This window comes from Actinoallomurus sp. CA-142502 (genome assembly GCF_050936355.1).
GTDB classification, from domain to species: domain Bacteria; phylum Actinomycetota; class Actinomycetes; order Streptosporangiales; family Streptosporangiaceae; genus Actinoallomurus; species Actinoallomurus iriomotensis.
In genome coordinates this window covers 461,114-475,950 of sequence record NZ_JBNJMY010000001.1, presented here as the reverse complement: position 1 = coordinate 475,950, position 14,837 = coordinate 461,114, and the positions used below count along the sequence as shown (strand labels likewise).

15 protein-coding genes and 1 tRNA gene are annotated in these 14,837 nt (G+C 62.3%); 8 read left to right on the top strand and 8 right to left on the bottom strand.

Annotated features, from left to right (window positions below; translation table 11 throughout):
• The first annotated feature begins 41 nt into the window (after window positions 1-41).
• Both ACQEV1_RS02670 and ACQEV1_RS02665 read left to right on the top strand, forming a co-directional pair.
• Window positions 42-782 (top strand): helix-turn-helix domain-containing protein, encoded by a 741-nt coding sequence (locus ACQEV1_RS02670; RefSeq protein WP_433390707.1) that lies wholly within the window; start codon window positions 42-44, stop codon window positions 780-782.
• A 2-nt stretch (window positions 783-784) separates the two neighbouring features.
• Window positions 785-1,261, top strand: a complete 477-nt coding sequence (locus tag ACQEV1_RS02665; RefSeq protein WP_433390704.1) for an NUDIX hydrolase — start codon at window positions 785-787, stop codon at window positions 1,259-1,261.
• Here ACQEV1_RS02665 and ACQEV1_RS02660 read toward each other — a convergent pair.
• The 3 genes from ACQEV1_RS02660 to ACQEV1_RS02650 all read right to left on the bottom strand — a co-directional run bounded on the left by ACQEV1_RS02660 (window position 1,229) and on the right by ACQEV1_RS02650 (window position 2,674).
• Window positions 1,229-1,795 carry an HD domain-containing protein gene (locus ACQEV1_RS02660; RefSeq protein WP_433390701.1) on the bottom strand — a complete coding sequence of 189 codons (567 nt, stop codon included), beginning with the start codon at window positions 1,793-1,795 and terminating at the stop codon, window positions 1,229-1,231. The genes ACQEV1_RS02665 and ACQEV1_RS02660 overlap by 33 nt on opposite strands.
• A 71-nt stretch (window positions 1,796-1,866) precedes the next feature.
• Complete coding sequence (locus tag ACQEV1_RS02655) at window positions 1,867-2,325, bottom strand: GntR family transcriptional regulator (protein WP_433390698.1); 459 nt, start codon at window positions 2,323-2,325, stop codon at window positions 1,867-1,869.
• A 13-nt stretch (window positions 2,326-2,338) separates the two neighbouring features.
• The gene (locus tag ACQEV1_RS02650; protein ID WP_433390695.1) at window positions 2,339-2,674 is read right to left on the bottom strand and encodes a hypothetical protein; all 336 of its coding nucleotides are present in this window, start codon (window positions 2,672-2,674) and stop codon (window positions 2,339-2,341) included.
• A 156-nt stretch (window positions 2,675-2,830) separates the two neighbouring features.
• Between ACQEV1_RS02650 and ACQEV1_RS02645 the strand changes: the two genes are divergently transcribed.
• Window positions 2,831-3,565: an XRE family transcriptional regulator gene (locus ACQEV1_RS02645; RefSeq protein WP_433390692.1), complete on the top strand. Its 735-nt coding sequence runs from the start codon at window positions 2,831-2,833 to the stop codon at window positions 3,563-3,565.
• A gap of 840 nt (window positions 3,566-4,405) precedes the next feature.
• Entirely contained in the window at window positions 4,406-7,129 is a 2,724-nt protein-coding gene (locus ACQEV1_RS02640; RefSeq protein ID WP_433390689.1) for a restriction endonuclease, read from the top strand.
• A 199-nt stretch (window positions 7,130-7,328) separates the two neighbouring features.
• Here the strand turns inward: ACQEV1_RS02640 and ACQEV1_RS02635 are convergent, their stop codons facing one another.
• Window positions 7,329-8,243 (bottom strand): DUF4238 domain-containing protein, encoded by a 915-nt coding sequence (locus ACQEV1_RS02635; protein WP_433390686.1) that lies wholly within the window; start codon window positions 8,241-8,243, stop codon window positions 7,329-7,331.
• Window positions 8,244-8,945: 702 nt separating this feature from the next.
• Between ACQEV1_RS02635 and ACQEV1_RS02630 the strand changes: the two genes are divergently transcribed.
• Window positions 8,946-9,815, top strand: a complete 870-nt coding sequence (locus ACQEV1_RS02630; protein ID WP_433390683.1) for a hypothetical protein — start codon at window positions 8,946-8,948, stop codon at window positions 9,813-9,815.
• 548 nt (window positions 9,816-10,363) lie between these two features.
• Here the strand turns inward: ACQEV1_RS02630 and ACQEV1_RS02625 are convergent.
• Both ACQEV1_RS02625 and ACQEV1_RS02620 read right to left on the bottom strand, forming a co-directional pair.
• Window positions 10,364-10,831 carry a hypothetical protein gene (locus ACQEV1_RS02625; protein ID WP_433390680.1) on the bottom strand — a complete coding sequence of 156 codons (468 nt, stop codon included), beginning with the start codon at window positions 10,829-10,831 and terminating at the stop codon, window positions 10,364-10,366.
• A gap of 477 nt (window positions 10,832-11,308) precedes the next feature.
• Window positions 11,309-11,842: a DUF4282 domain-containing protein gene (locus tag ACQEV1_RS02620; protein ID WP_433390677.1), complete on the bottom strand. Its 534-nt coding sequence runs from the start codon at window positions 11,840-11,842 to the stop codon at window positions 11,309-11,311.
• 3 nt (window positions 11,843-11,845) lie between these two features.
• Here ACQEV1_RS02620 and ACQEV1_RS02615 point away from each other — a divergent pair, with 3 nt between their 5' ends.
• Window positions 11,846-12,970, top strand: coding sequence for an IS630 family transposase (locus ACQEV1_RS02615; RefSeq protein WP_433390674.1), 1,125 nt, complete (start codon window positions 11,846-11,848; stop codon window positions 12,968-12,970).
• A 437-nt stretch (window positions 12,971-13,407) separates the two neighbouring features.
• Here the strand turns inward: ACQEV1_RS02615 and ACQEV1_RS02610 are convergent, their stop codons facing one another.
• The gene (locus ACQEV1_RS02610) at window positions 13,408-13,569 is read right to left on the bottom strand and encodes a hypothetical protein (protein ID WP_433390671.1); all 162 of its coding nucleotides are present in this window, start codon (window positions 13,567-13,569) and stop codon (window positions 13,408-13,410) included.
• Between the two features lie 625 nt (window positions 13,570-14,194).
• Between ACQEV1_RS02610 and ACQEV1_RS02605 the strand changes: the two genes are divergently transcribed.
• Complete coding sequence (locus tag ACQEV1_RS02605) at window positions 14,195-14,455, top strand: hypothetical protein (protein ID WP_433390668.1); 261 nt, start codon at window positions 14,195-14,197, stop codon at window positions 14,453-14,455.
• Between the two features lie 117 nt (window positions 14,456-14,572).
• On the opposite strand, the gene ACQEV1_RS02600 is transcribed toward ACQEV1_RS02605, so the two are convergent.
• The gene (locus tag ACQEV1_RS02600) at window positions 14,573-14,722 is read right to left on the bottom strand and encodes a hypothetical protein (protein ID WP_433390665.1); all 150 of its coding nucleotides are present in this window, start codon (window positions 14,720-14,722) and stop codon (window positions 14,573-14,575) included.
• 33 nt (window positions 14,723-14,755) lie between these two features.
• Here ACQEV1_RS02600 and ACQEV1_RS02595 point away from each other — a divergent pair.
• Window positions 14,756-14,817: transfer RNA gene (locus ACQEV1_RS02595), tRNA-Ser, on the top strand.
• The last annotated feature ends 20 nt before the right edge of the window (window positions 14,818-14,837 follow it).

Here is a 14,837-nt window from a genome sequence, read left to right as displayed (position 1 = left end):
ACGATTGCCGCGTCCCTGGACGTCCTTTCGAGACGGGTGGCATGGCGAACGAGAGACTGCGCGCGGCATTGCTGGAACGTGGCGCCTCGGTGGCCGAGCTGGCCGAGGCCGTAGCGGTCGACCCGAAGACGGTCGAGCGGTGGATCACCCGGGGACGCACGCCGTACCGCAAGCATCGCTATGCCGTGGCGAGCTTCCTGCACGTGGACGAGGGTTACCTGTGGCCGGACGCTTTGAGTTCCGAGCAGGTCGCCTCCGCGTCGGAGAGTGAGATTCTCACCGTCTATCCCCACCGCTGGGCGATTCCTCGGGATGCATGGGGACGTCTGTTCGCCGCGGCCGAGCGCGAGATCGGCGTTCTCGTCTACAGCGCCCTGTTCCTCGCTGAGTACGCCGGCATCGTCCGGATGTTCAGCGAGAAGGCCGCGGCCGGCGTACGGGTGCGGATCCTGCTCGGCGACCCGGACTCCCCGCAGGTGGCCGAGCGTGGCGAGGAAGAAGGCGTCGGCGAGGGGATGGCGGCGCGGATCCGGAACGCGTTCGTGCTCTACAAGCCGTTGCGCGGGCTGGACGGGGTGGAGATCCGGTTGCATCGCACCGTGCTCTACAACTCGATCTACCGGAGCGACGACCAGATCCTCGTCAACACGCATATCTACGGGGCCACCGCGGCCAACTCGCCCGCGCTCCACCTGCAGCGGGTGCCAGGAGGCGACATGGTGACGACCTACCTGGAAAGCTTCGAGCGGGTCTGGGACGAGGCCACCCCGCTGGATTCCTGACCATGACCCGCCGCATCGACTACTTCGACGACCCGAACGCGCCGGCCGCCAACAGCCTGGTCCCGTCCGTGAACGTCGTCGTTGCCGACGACGCCGGACGCCTGTTGATGATCCGTCGTACCGACAATGACAACTGGGCGGTGCCCGGGGGCGCGATCGACCTGGGGGAGTCGCTGCCGCAGGCGGCTGTCCGGGAGACCCTGGAAGAGACCGGTATCACGTGTGAGATCACCGGGCTCGTCGGCATCTACTCCGACCCCCGGCATGTGGTCCTCTACACCTCGGACGGCGAGGCACGGCAGGAGTTCTCCATCGTCCTCACGGCCCGGCCCGTCTCCGGAGAACCGACCACGAGTGATGAGTCTCGCGAGGTCCGCTGGGTGCCGCGCGACGAGGTCACCGGACTCGCCATGGACCGGTCAATGCGGATGCGGATCGAGCACTACCTAGCCGGAGACGTCCGTCCGTACATCGGGTAGCGCGCTCTCGATGGCCCGCACCGCCGAGGTGATGCACGGTGTCGCGGCCGAGATCGAGCGGCTGACCAGGTGCTCTGGCCCGTAGCGAGAGTGGATCTCGGCGAGCCGGTCGCCGACGTCGAGGTGGATCCCGTCCGGGCCGGTCGTCATGTCGCAGTAGGTCAGCGCCTCGGCGAGCTCGGGACGTTCGGGGTCGAACTCGGCGACGAGCGTGTCGTGGAGGCCGCGCTCGGTCGCCTCGTACGTGGCGCACGAGTGATGCGCCACCAGCCGGCACAGCCGTTCGTCCGCGCCCTGGACGTCGCGCAGATAACGCGCCCCATCCAGCGAGTGGAACCCGGTGTCCACAATCTCGGGTGAGTAGCCGATGTCGTGTAGCCACGCGGCGGCGGCCAGCAGATCGGCCTCACCGGCCAGGAGGGGAGCCAGAGACTCGGCGCGGCCGGCGACGCCCTGCGTGTGCGCCCAACGTCGAGGAAGAGGACGCTCTAGGAGTTGCCGGGCGAGGTCGCGCGCCCACGAGGCGTGTTCCATACGGTTCACGATAGGTCGGCGTCAGATGACGAGGCGGCTTTGAGGATGGACGTCCCAGGACGTCTCACTTGCTAGTGATCACAGACGAAACGGCCTTTGCCCTGCTTGGTGATGATCAGTCCCTCGCGTTCCAGCAGCGTGAACGCCTGCCGGACCGTGTTCCGCGATGCGCTGCGGCGACGTCGAAGGTCGGTCTCGCTCGGCAGCATCGCCCCGACCGCAAGGACGCCAGACCTGATCTGGTCTCTCAACTCGGCGGCGATGGCGGCATAGAGGTACGGCACCGCGAGGGCCGGGTCATCGCGGTGCCGTACCAGCCGCCCTTTGGAGGGAATCGTGGCGATCAGGCCGTCCTCTTCCAGGACTCCCAGTGCGCGGCGGACGGTGTTGCGCGCGACGCGGAACTCCGCACACAGCTCCGCCTCGGATGGGAGGTAACCGCCCGCCGGATATCGCCCGGAGGTGATCCGCATCCGGAGCCGCTCCGCGATCAGGGGGAAGACGCGGTAGCCGCTCGGTAGCTCACCCACTCCGATTCCGACCTCAGGACGTGTGTTCGTCGAGGTCCTGCGACAGGTGCCCGCCGGAGTCGACTGCCGCCTGTTCGGGCCAGCCTTCCTCGACGACGCGAGCGATCCGGTCGGCGGCGTCCTCGACACGATGAGATGACACGCGCTCGTCGTGCCCGTTGCCCCAGGTGAACCACCAAAGGCTCAGGTTGACGTTTACGCGCCGGGTGACCAACTTGCTGTCGGCCACCGTCAGGCAGGGCCAGCCCGTGTCGTCGACGCCCGCAATCGCGCTGACACCGCGACGGTGCAGGGCGCCGAGGAGATCGGCCAGCGACTGCCTCTCCGCTGACGGGGAAGGCTGCTCCATCCGGGGACTCCTCGTCGACTCGATGAGCGGTCTGGTCACGCTCCGTGCTGAAGAGCTTCGTGCCTGACGAGGAACGTCTATACCTTGAGTGTGGGACGTCTAGGGACTTCTCGTGTTAGCGTCGCTCGTGTCCTGAGCCCTCGCGGGAGGTCACCCGTGAACGAGAACCTTCGCCATGCGCTGATCGGCGCGCGTCTGCAAGCCGTCGACGTCGCTTCAGCCCTGGGAGTCGACCCGAAGACGGTCGAACGCTGGATCACCGGCCGCGTCCCCTACCCGCGCCACCGCTGGGCGGTCGCCGATCTCGTCGGTGTGGAGGAGTCCGACCTGTGGCCCGAGCTCGACCAGCGCCGCCGCACGGCCGGCTGCGGCCTGGTCGCGATGTACCCACAGCGCTGGACCGTCCCGCACAACGTATGGCGGCACATCTTCCGAGGCGCTGAGCAGGAGATCGACATCCTCGTCTACAGCGGCCTTTTCCTCGCCGAGGACGCCGGGATTCAAAGCATCCTGTCCGACCGCGCCAACGCCGGCGTACGAGTCCGCATCCTGCTCGGAGACCCCGACGATCCCCACATCGCCGACCGTGGAGCCGAAGAAGGCATCGGCGCCGAGGTCATGGCCGCCCGTGTTCGTAACGCGCTCACCCTCTACCGCTCACTGCGCGAGGTCGGAGGAGTCGAGCTGCGGTTGCACCGAAGCCCGCTGTACGCATCGATCTACCGCGCCGACGCCGATGTGATGGTCAACCCGCACATCTACGCGACCCCGGCCGCCCAGGCCCCGATCCTCCACTTCCGTACTGCAACGGAAAGTGGGCCGGCAAGCGCCTACCTCGACGCCTTCGAGAACGTCTGGACCGAATCCCAACCCGCGACCAGCGCCCGCTAAACCGACCCCTCAACGCCGTCTTCAGGTTGGCCGCGCCCGGCCGACCAAGATCGAAAGAGACTTATCTTCACGTCTTCAAGGGCGCCCCGCTGCGCGGGACGCCGGCGGCCGACCGGTCCTCGGGCCGGGCGTGCGGCCTCTGCGGGCCGGTCCCGGCCCGAACCGGCCGACCGCCCCGTCAGCATCGGACGCCATCGAAGGCGCGAGCAACCCACCCGCAGAAGGGCCTATCGCCATAGGCTGCGGTGCTGGACTGGCTCATGACCCCTACGCGACGGCCAAGCAGCATGTGACGATCGCTATGGGTGGCTCAGCCTGTCACGCGGTTGGGGCGATCGGCTGACGCGCCGCTTCCGGTCCTCGGGCCTTAGCCGGCCCTGCGGTCCGGGTCAGCTTGTCCTCTAAGAACCTGGTGCTCAGGCTGCTCGGCACATGCAGAGAAGCCGCGATAGTTCCGCCGGTCGGCCAGTCGCCTGGTACAGCTTCTACGGGGGTAACTATTTTGAGCAGCAGAAACTATTAACGACTACGCCACCAGATCGACACAGGGAACTGCCGCCCTCGCTTACGGTCTTCGGGGCGTGAACGGACCTGCCTACGGTCCGGCGTTGCCTCCGAGTTGAAGGCGGGACGTCGCTTCCTATAAATATCGGTCATCGGATATGTCCAGACCGAAAATAGGCCGTCGCGTTCGCGGTGACGCGGTGCTGTTGGCCTTGCCTGCGATTACGGCGGCCTAGGCGAGCGCGAAGAGGGTTGTAGTCGACCCGTCATGTCGAGACACGTGCGAGCCACCCGAGTGAACTCCCAGTGGGCAGCACCAGCGCGTATCCTGTATCCGTGGATCAAATCACCGTTGATACGGCCGCCGTCGTTGTTCTCGCGGAGGGATCATCGACGAGCGAGATATCTAACAGGCGTGGCCACCTCTTCGAAACATTTATCGCGAAGCTTCTGGCGACGCAAGGATACGGCGATCCCCACCCTGAGAATATTAATTTCACCAGCGAGGGTATAGAGCTGGACGTCCAAGCGCGTCACACTGTTACCGACGAGCAGCTAATATGCGAGTGCAAAGCCTACAGCTCGAATGTACGGGCACCGATGTTGACATCCTTTGTAGGCAAATTCGCGCTGGCCCGAGCCGACGACGAGCGGATTCACGGACTCTTCATCGCGCTTCCTCGCTTGACTCCCGAGGCGAAAGAGAAGGCCGACGCGGCTCAAGTCAAACTTCCCGGCTTTCGATATCTCGGCTCGTATGAGATTTGCCAACTACTACAGGCGGCAAACGTTCTGCCAAGTTGGGATGAAGGGCCAGAAATCCGATCAGACCCGACTGTCGTCGTCACGGAGCATGGCGTCGTCCTAGCTGCGTGTGAACTCGATTCTGATACTCGCCGAGCGTCCAGGTGGGTGACATGGGCACGGACACAAGATGTTCCGTCGCCTATCGTCCGTTTGATAGAGCGACATCTATCAAAGGGGCTTCCGGTCGTCCGTGCAGGCCATGAAGCGGGGGCGGTGTCCATTCGCGTCCCCTCGTTGCCGAAAATCGTCGAGGTCCAGGCCAGCAAGTCAGATTTCGAGTACCAACTGCCGACGGCACCCGAATTCTTTATCGGACGAAAAGCGCTCGCGCAGTCGTTGCTCGAAAAGGTCAGGGAGCGCCGCACGGCTGGCTCAATAGTAATAAATGCCAAGTCCGGGTGGGGTAAAAGTTCACTTGTTCTTTATCTACAAAAGGAGGTTGAGAAGGCTCGTGGCGTCGGCATAGTGATCGACTCAAGGACGGCGGAGAGATCTGAGTTCGTTCCCGCAGCGATGGAACGCATCATTCGGAAGGCGGTCGATAGAAACGTTCTTGAACTTCCGCCCCAGGCTGCATTCAGTAGCCTGCAGAGCATTGTGGAGACGCTTAAGCGCGCTAGCTGGACATCGCCTACTCGACCAATCCTTCTCGCCTTCGATCAGTTCGAGAATGTGTTTCGAGACGCGGATCTCACTCGCGAGTTTCGTGATCTCGCATTTCTGATTCGCGAGATTGATGCACCATTGACGATCAGCTTTTCCTGGAAAACTGACGTGGTCGCATGGACTGAGGGATATCCATTTGGACTACGAAATGATATCCGCGACGCTTCCCTGGTTTGCATCCTGGATCCGTTCGGACCGCGGGAGGTCGAGGCCCTCCTGCGACGACTTGAGAAGTCGCTCGGCAGTAAGCTAAATCGCGACCTGCGACAAAGGCTCCGCGAGTATAATTCGCAGGGTCTCCCATGGCTCTTCAAGAAGTTCGGTGCTCACATACTCGCAGAGGTTGATCGAGGTGTCACGCAAGACGATCTAGCCAAACAGGCGCTGAACGCCCGTGGCCTGTTCGAAAGTGACCTTTCTCGGCTCAGTCCCAGTGAGCAAACCGTTCTCCGAACCATTGCTCAGGCGGCACCAGTCGCGATAGCTGATCTTGACTCCGATGTGGCCACTGGCGCTGTACTGGACAGCCTGCTTCATCAACGTTTGGTCGTGCAGGTCGGCCATACTATCGACGTCTACTGGGACACCTTCCGTGACTACCTTAATAACGGTAGTGTGGCGATCGAAGACTCATACGTGGTCCGCTACGCTCCTCTCGGAGCTGGCCGTCTGTTGCGTGTGGTTGTCGCGGAAGGTGGTAGTGTTTCGGTCCCAGATGCGGCCGCCCGGTTGGACACGACAGCAACAGTTGTCTTCAATTACTCTCGCGAGCTTCGGCAATTTGGCGTACTGAGCGCAGAGTCGAACCGCGTGACGCTTGAGTCTGACCTCTTCGACTCTTCTGACAAGGAAGAAGCTATTAGGGCGCGCGTTTCTCAAGCATTGCGTAGACATAAGATGTACAAACTTGCTGCCGATATGTTCGTTCGAGAGGATATCATCTCGATTCAACAATTCGCATCGGTACTCGCTGCCGAATTTAGAGCCGTAACGGCAAAAAGTGACAGTTGGGTTACTTATGCTCGCTCTTTCTGCCAGTGGATGGAATATGCCGGTCTAGTACGGCTTCTTCCAAGTGGTATGACAAGAACGACGGAAAACGATAACGAACCTCTTGGCCGCCTGTTGAGTGGAGCAGTCCCAGTCCGGGTGCGAAGCCCTTTCCCCAGCGCAAACCCTGGACCTGCCCTCCAGCTCCTGCTGCATCTCTCTGATCCGGCTGGGCACGCCCGCCCCTCCAAGAACGGATTTGCGACCGGAGTCCGCGACCTAACTGCACTCGGCTTGGTCGAGACAGACGATGGCGAGCGCATCGTCCTGTCAGACAACAGCGTGGTTTCACGCGGCGAGGTGGAACCCGGACGACTCCGTGAACTCGTCGAACTGCAGCGGGGGATGCGTGAGGCATTCGCGGCGCTAGAGTCGAATCCCGGTCTTTCTCCTCTATCGCTCGGCATTGCGCATAGGGACGCACTCGGAGCCGAATGGGCAGAATCGACGATGCTTTCGGCGGGAAAGTTCATTCGTGCATGGGCCAGGGCGTGCGGAATCTCTACACGGCTACGCACCGCCGCCCGAAAAGACTGATCCCCTCTGGGCGATACTCGCTGACGCGCCGCTTCCGGTCTTAAGGCCACGGCCGGCCCCGCGCTCTGGTCCTCGGTATATCACAGACGCTCGGAAGCTAACTCGCCGGATTGTGCATGTCGCTGCCAATGACTGCTGACCGTCGAGTGCTTGTAGACTGGCACCTAGGTGCGCTGTCTCGATAACTCCGAATAAGTCATCAGATTTGGCCAGAATATTCACGCAAGAATACTGGACTGATCCACTTCTGTATTCGCATATTCTCGCGCAGCTCACCTTTAAGCCTCGGATGCCTGGCGTCCCATTCTGGCGAGTGAGCCACGAATTCACGGCTATTGAAGACGGTGTATCGATTGAATTCTGCGGCTCGCATGCGAACGGCGTCGGTGCTGTCTCGAGAGATTATCAAACCCAAATTTGATCCGAGTGGCACGGTTACACGCCGAAAGTCCCAGAAGCCGACTCCAATGCCGTGGTCGAGGTACGCCTTGGGGATGTTTGGGAAAAATCCATCTCTTGCACCTGAGAAACATACAATGTTATCTGAAGCTATTAGCGGAAGGCCATGTGGGCGATAGCATGACCAGTGCATGTGGGGATCAAGTAGCACTGAGACCAAGGCGTTCCACTGCTCTTTCGGTCGTGCGTACTCATCGTTCCGCGCCATCCAGGGGAATATTACACTTGACTCTATCATTAGCAGCATGGAGGCTAGGAAAGCCGTCTGATCGACCTCGGTATCGTCATACTCTGGTGTCTCCTTCCTTATTGAATGAAAGAGAAATCGACTTCTTTGCCACTGTAGTGCGAGAAGCCATGCGATCGCATCCCGGTGTTCATTTGGCACCATCTTTCGCCTGTTCCCCGAGAGATCCGTGATGGCTGAAGCCGCCTCGCCTTCGATCGCGCTCATATATTTTTCTAGCGAAGTATGGTCTGGCTCGCGTCCGGGCATTATGATGCTATGTCCGAAGTTTCGATGCCCGGTATTTCGAACAGTAGCGATAAAGCTTTTGTCCATCGCCAATCGGTGTACAACAAGTCTTTCGTGCTCATCGGCGAACCGGCGCAGGAGGAACTGTGGAACAAAGTGATGTTTTTTTGCGGGCGGCATAAATGTTCTCTTTCATGTGAAGTTCGGCTGCATACATCTCAGGGTGGGAGTGTCCTCAACATCTTGAGACGCGCAACCAAGCACGCTCGTTGACTTGGTGGGCGTTCGCGCTCACGGAGTGCTTGAGAAGTTGATCTCAAGGGATCTAAGCGAAGCGCAGTCGAGTACGACGCCGCCGTCCTAGTCCTGAAACCAGCAGCGCATGTCCAGTCGCCAACCTTCGCGGAGCGTCTCGCATGGAGAGACCCGCATCAATGCAGAATGGGTCTGGGTGCGCGTGTCCGACACCGCACGGATGTAGCCAGAGAAGGAGTGCCGCTGCGGCGGCGCCGGGTTGTGTCCTGGGCGTGCCGGCGGTTGTGGTCAGAGGTCGGTGCGGTCCCAGCTGACGTCGGCGTTCTGTAGGAGTTCCTTCGCGGCCGGGCGGTGATGGCCGCCGGTGGTGGGGTCCTCTCCCACTCTTCGCAGCATGTCTGCTGTCATCCGCACCCTCTCCGCGATGCCGTCGCATACGGCTACGTAGCCTCACTCGGGATCGTTGTAGGTTTCGCACTCTGGGGCGGCCACGAAACAGGCCCCCAGTCCAACAGCGGGTCGAGAGGGTCGAATCCTGGACCTGCCACACGCAAGTAGTCAACGATGACCTATCCGTCCCGGGAAACACGATTGCGAGCACTGGAACAAGGCCCCTAGCCTTCACCAGTGGAGGAAGCGAACGAAGCGGAGCTGCAGGACCTACGTGAACTCCTGCGCATGCTTGGCAAGATCGACCCTTGGATCAAAGCGGTCACGACCGACGGGTCGTCACGCCCCTGGGTAGCCGATAGCCATAGCCCACTGTCCACCGACGACCAACGCACCCACCCTTACCGGCTCAGCCATCGGACCTGGATGGCGATCAACGTCGCTGTGGACTTCCTGCATTGCCTTCGGCGCAGCCTCACCCAGGAGCTCCAAGAAGGACAGGTCCAGGTCCACCTGCACTCCTATGCCCAAATGGCGTTGCTACGAGGCGCCGTGGAGAATGCCTGTTGTGCCGTTTGGCTCCTCGGCCCAACGCTTCGCCTGGAGAGGGTCACCAACCGGCTCTGCCTGGAGTGGCACGAACTCAAGCCGGCTTACCGGCTACGAGAACTCGCGCACGCTCAGCCCACCAAGACCATCGAGCAGCGCCAACAGCAGCTAATCGACCTGCTGATCGCGGCGAACTTTCCCTTCACACCGCGGCCCGGAGAGGCCCTCCAGGTGGCAGCGGAACGTACGGCCCGGAAAACGCTCAAAGAGGGCGGGGACTACGTGGAAATGGTCAAACGAGCCGGAGAGCTCACCCCTAACGTCGGCGCAGACGTCGCAGAAGCCACCTGGCGTATGTGCAGCGCCCTTGCCCATGGCGACTCCAGTGCGACTATCGGGCTTCTTGACCTCCAGATCGTCGAGCAGGTCCAGCCTGGCATCAACCTTGTACTCACGACACCGCCAGTTCGCCCCCTTGTCGCCGCCGCGGCGATCGCCCTCGGTCTAACTGCCAGGGCGTTCGAGCTGCTAGAGATTCGCGGCCGAGCGCTCTACTGATGTAAGGCGACCGGTCTGCACTCCCCAAGAAGTGATGCCTTGAGGCTGGATGCGAGCGCGCTCGGCGTTCGGGAGTCCGGTAGTACGGCGACGTGCGTTGGCTCCGGCACCGTCGTGCACCCGAGGCTGCTAACGCTTCTGCTGACTCGAAAGTCCTGGCCAGCCTCCGCGCTCGGCGCGCATAATCGCAGGAACTAACTGGCATCGGGTGTGGAGCTCAGCCCCGACCGCACCCCGGCCGATCTTGAAGGGGTCGTTGTCGCCTGCCCGCTTTCAATCCTGAAGGGCGTCCCCGCAGGGGGCATCGAGAACTACCAACGGACCCGGACCATGCTGGACGGCTGCGGACGGATCCGCAACGAAGGGCCAGGCCAGTAGAGCAATTTGGACACCGCTGGATGTCTCTAGTTTCACTCATAGTGAATAGGTCGCGACGATCACCGCGGGTGTCGCTGGCCGTCGGTGATTACGTGATCGGCGGACGCGTCGCTGCTGGTGCTCGGGCCACAGTCGGCCCTTTGCCTTGAGTTGGCCTGTGTCCGAACTTCCTACGGAAGCGCTCGCGCGACGGCGTCGATGAAGTCATTGTGCATGCGCTCAACTTCGTCTCTACGTGCGACCAGGTCAGTTATGTCGACGGCATGCCGCAATAAATCCGGAGCATTGAGAGCTTGCTCCGCCAGGTTCACTAGATCGGCGTCCTTGGTGACCAGCTGCATCCGGACCAATGCCCGCTCAGCCGCCGAGCGTAGCCGGTAGGAGTCCGCTCTTTCCTGAGTCTGTTGTTCTTCCGGAGCCCGGTCTTCCTTGAGTCTCCACCGGAAGTACAGACTTCGCCGGTATTCCATTAGTGCCCCGATGAACACGCTGCACGCGGACAGCTGCTCCTGCCGACGCTGCTCTCGATGGTTGGCGAAATCGGTTCTCGCTGCGGCGCGTTGTTGGAACGCGTGAGTGATGCAGGAACCCATGAGGGTGCCCACAACCGCAATGATGCTTGCTGTGACGCTTCCCATGGCCGGAGCTTATTTCGCTGCCCTCATCGGCGTGGCTTACCAACGGGGTGACCACTTCCTAGCGGCAGCGCCTGGGTTAGAGGGTCGAGGTATCTGACTTCGATGAGGGGAACGGCCTTTTGAAGCCGGAGGTGCGTCAGCGCCGTCTGGAACTGATCCCGACGATGCGCTCGAGTCGGGTTCTTCCCATCAGTCTCATGGCTTTCCAACTCGTTCTCGTTCGGAACGTCGCAGCGGCGCGGCTCGACAACGACGACTAGCGCCAGCCGATCCAGCCGCCCGGATGTCTACAGCTCGAAGTCGTTGAACATCGGCCGTGCGCGGCTGCGGATCAGAAGGTGAGGGTATGAAGTGCCTCCGGCGGGGGCCTTCGGCTCGGGGATGGTCCATCTCGCTACTGAGCCATTGCTTTGGCTTGAGAGGGGGCCGTGTCATCCCCTGCGCCGACGTCCCAGGCGAAGCCAAGCAGACCAGGCTCTATGGGTGCAGGTCGTTCTTCCAGCGGGGAGCTCCACCTCCACCCATAGAGCCTGGCCCGCTTCCCGAAGGGTGGGACGACGGCGCAGGGGATGACCCGGGGGAGGGGGCTGCGGTGTACGACCGCTGCGGTTCCGGTTCTGTCCAGCGGATCAGCTGCTCACATACCAACCGCGTTCCGAGGCCCCACACCAGCCCGCCGGCTGTTGAGATCGGTACGCCCATCCAGAAGCCCCAGCCTGCCCAGCTCGCCAGCCACCATGACATGAGCAATCCGAACAGCGTCACGGCGCCGATCAGCACGAGCGAGCCGACGTACAGCCACCGCACCAACACCGGCGCGAAACGACGCTCAAACCGGGCGTCGAGGAGCAAGGCCAGCTTGAGGGCCAGGCTTACGCTCCTTGGCGGATCGCTAGTGCGGTGACCACGAACGTTCGCCGGGTTGGTGACACGCCGGTCGGCATCCGTGATGGCGGGGCTTGGGGGCCTCAGTCTCGGTAGCGACCAGATCGCTGACGGGAGTGAGGCCATCGGGTGGCAGAGCCGGTTCGGGCACGGCGGCTGACTGATCAAGAGGGTCAGCGGCTGACCCAGATCGTGCGGCGGGGCAAAGGCGAGTCGATCCGGGTGCGCCGGGCGATGATGATCATGGCGTCGGCGTCTGGGACGCCGGTGCCGGCGATCGCCCGGCTGGTCGCCGCGGACGAGGACACGGTCCGGGATGTGATCCACGCGTTCAACGAGCGCGGGCTGGCCTGCCTGGACCCTAAGTGGGCGGGAGGCCGTCCCCGCCTGATCAGCGACGATGGTGTGGATTTCATTGTCGAGACGGCCACCACGCGTCCGGCCAGGCTGGGGCGTCCGTTCACGCATTGGAGCATCCGCAAGCTCGCCGACTTCCTGGCCACCGGGGCTGCCCGCAGGGTGGTCATTGGGCGCGAACGGCTCCGGCAGATCCTGCACGCGCGTGGGATCTCCTTCCAGCGCACCCGGACCTGGAAGGAGTCACGCGACCCGGACTTCGATGCCAAGCTGGATCGGATCGAGTACGTCACCAGCCGTTTTCCCGAGCGGTGTTTCGCCTTCGATCAGTTCGGGCCGCTGTCGATCCGCCCGTGTCACGCCTCGGCGTGGGCGATGCAGGGCCGACCGGACCGGCTGCCGGCGACCTACCGCCGCACCCACGGCATCCGCTACTTCCACGGTTGTTACTCCTTGGGCGATGACCAGTTGTGGGGCGTGATCCGCGCCCGCAAGGGCGGCGATCACTCCCTGGCCGCGCTCAAGTCGATCCGGGCCGCGCGCCCCGACGGCGCCAAGATCTACGTGATCATGGACAATCTGTCGGCGAACAAGACCCCGGCCATCCGCAAGTGGGCCAAGAAGAACAAGGTCGAGTTGTGTTTCACCCCGACCTACGCCTCCTGGGCCAACCCGATCGAAGCCCAGTTCGGGCCCTTGCGAACCTTCGTGATGGGCGATTCGAACCATCCCAACCACACCGTGCTCGGCCGCAAACTGCACGCCTACCTGCGGTGGCGCAACGCCAACGCCCGCCACCCCGACGTGTTGGCCGCCCAACGCCGCGAACGCGCCCGCATCCGCATCCGCAGCGAACGCCAGCAACGCTGGGGCCGCCCACGCCCCAAGGCAGCGTGATCAAACCCGGCAAACGTTCGTGGCCAGCGCACTAGGCGTGAATTGGGCGGAGGCGTGGGAGTTCATGCGGTCGAGGATCACGAGGCTTAGCCCGCAGTCAGCCGAGGCAACGCCGTATCCATACGGAAGATGTACGTCTCGTTTTCCAGTTCGGCACTGTCACGCACGCTGGCCATGTGCACCGGTCTGTGCACGTCGCCGGCCTCCGAAGCACCAGTCGGCTGACAGCAACGGTGACAGCAACGGCAGCCACCACCGGCACACGTCGACACACGTCTGACCTCGTCACGGAGGTCGTGAACAGGGCTGATGTCACTTCTGAAAAGCGGAAGGTCGGCGGTTCGACCCCGCCCCTGCCCACCTCTCTGACCTGCTGAAAGACCCCGAGCGCTGGCGTGCGGGGTCTTTTTGACGACAACGATGACGACAATGTCGCATCATGTGGGCTGCCAGCGGCCCAAAGGGCGGCCCTGCTTGACATAGTCGTTGTACTCGTCCTGAAGGACTCCCTGGTTGACCCAGCGTGCGGGATCGGCGGCGAGTTCTCTGTCGGCTAGGTCGATGGTCTCGTCCGCCGACTCGGTCTCTCCCATGTCCACGACAGGTCATATAGACGTGTCGTCCACATCCGGCCCGTCAGATCGCGGAACACAACCTCGTCCAGACAAACGCCCTCTCGCAGGGCTCCCAGGTGAGGACTCGCTCTTGCTGCGGCGGCGAGACCGTTGGCCCACGGTGATCGATTCGACGGTAATGCAGAAGTGTGTCAAACCGCACCGACATCGATAAAGCCGACAGTTACCGTCACCTCTCGAAGCCGAGACCATAGGGGGGGACATGCCTCATGTGCGGGGGTACCGCAGGGGGGACGGTACTTGGGTCAGGGCGCACTGGAGGCGTCCTGCGGCAGGTGCAGGTATTGCGGCCACTGTCACCGTTGGAGCTTTTACCTTCACGATGACGGGTTCGGGAGGCGGGTCTGCCGCACTGAAGCCGCGACCGCCAAGCCGCGCTCGAGTGTCTAATAGCGCAATACCTGCTGTCGCCCAGACGGGCTTCAAGCGAGCCGAGGCCACACTAGTAGCCAGCGGCCATAAAACTAGCCTCGCAATGAGCGCTGGCACCGATTGTGCAACACGTTCATACGGACAGGTGCACGAATTCTTCACGTCGCATCCATGCAGGTGGCTAGCTCGTGCATACGTGCAGTTAGGCTACTCGGAAGTGCTGGTCGCTATTTCTTGGGTCGAGATGCCTACCGTCCGCCTGGCGGAAGAATATAAGAAACTCATCGACACGCCAGGTGCGGGAAACGTTACAGAACTCTCGCGTGAGAGTACCCTGTATCGAAAGATCAAGTACACCGATAATGCGCATACATCAGGAATTAACGGTGCCGCGGTGTGGAACGTGCAGGTACAACCAATACTTCCGAAAACAACCGCTGAGATCACTGAGATTCTTATCGATTCCCGACAGCAGTGATCTGCGAATCGCCGCACCGACCGTACGGCCTCGCCGTGAAGCCACATGGTCCCGGTCAGCAGACACCGTTGGTCCAAGGTCATGGCGCATCCGCCCTGCACTACCGTCGGCTACGGATCAGAAGGTAAGGGTATGAACCGCCTCCGGCACTGTCCTGCCGTAGGACCAGCGCGCCGGTCTGCGCACGTCGATGGCCTGGGCATCAGCGGTGTGGCTGACGGCAACGGTGACGGCAACGTCGGCCACCGTCGACAGCCGTCGGCGCACTCCCACCACCGTCTACTTCGGCATAGAAGCTCTGAGCAGGGTGGTCGTTACTCCTGAAAAGCGGAAGGTCGGCGGTTCGACCCCGCCCCTGCCCACTCCTTGAGACTAGCGAAAA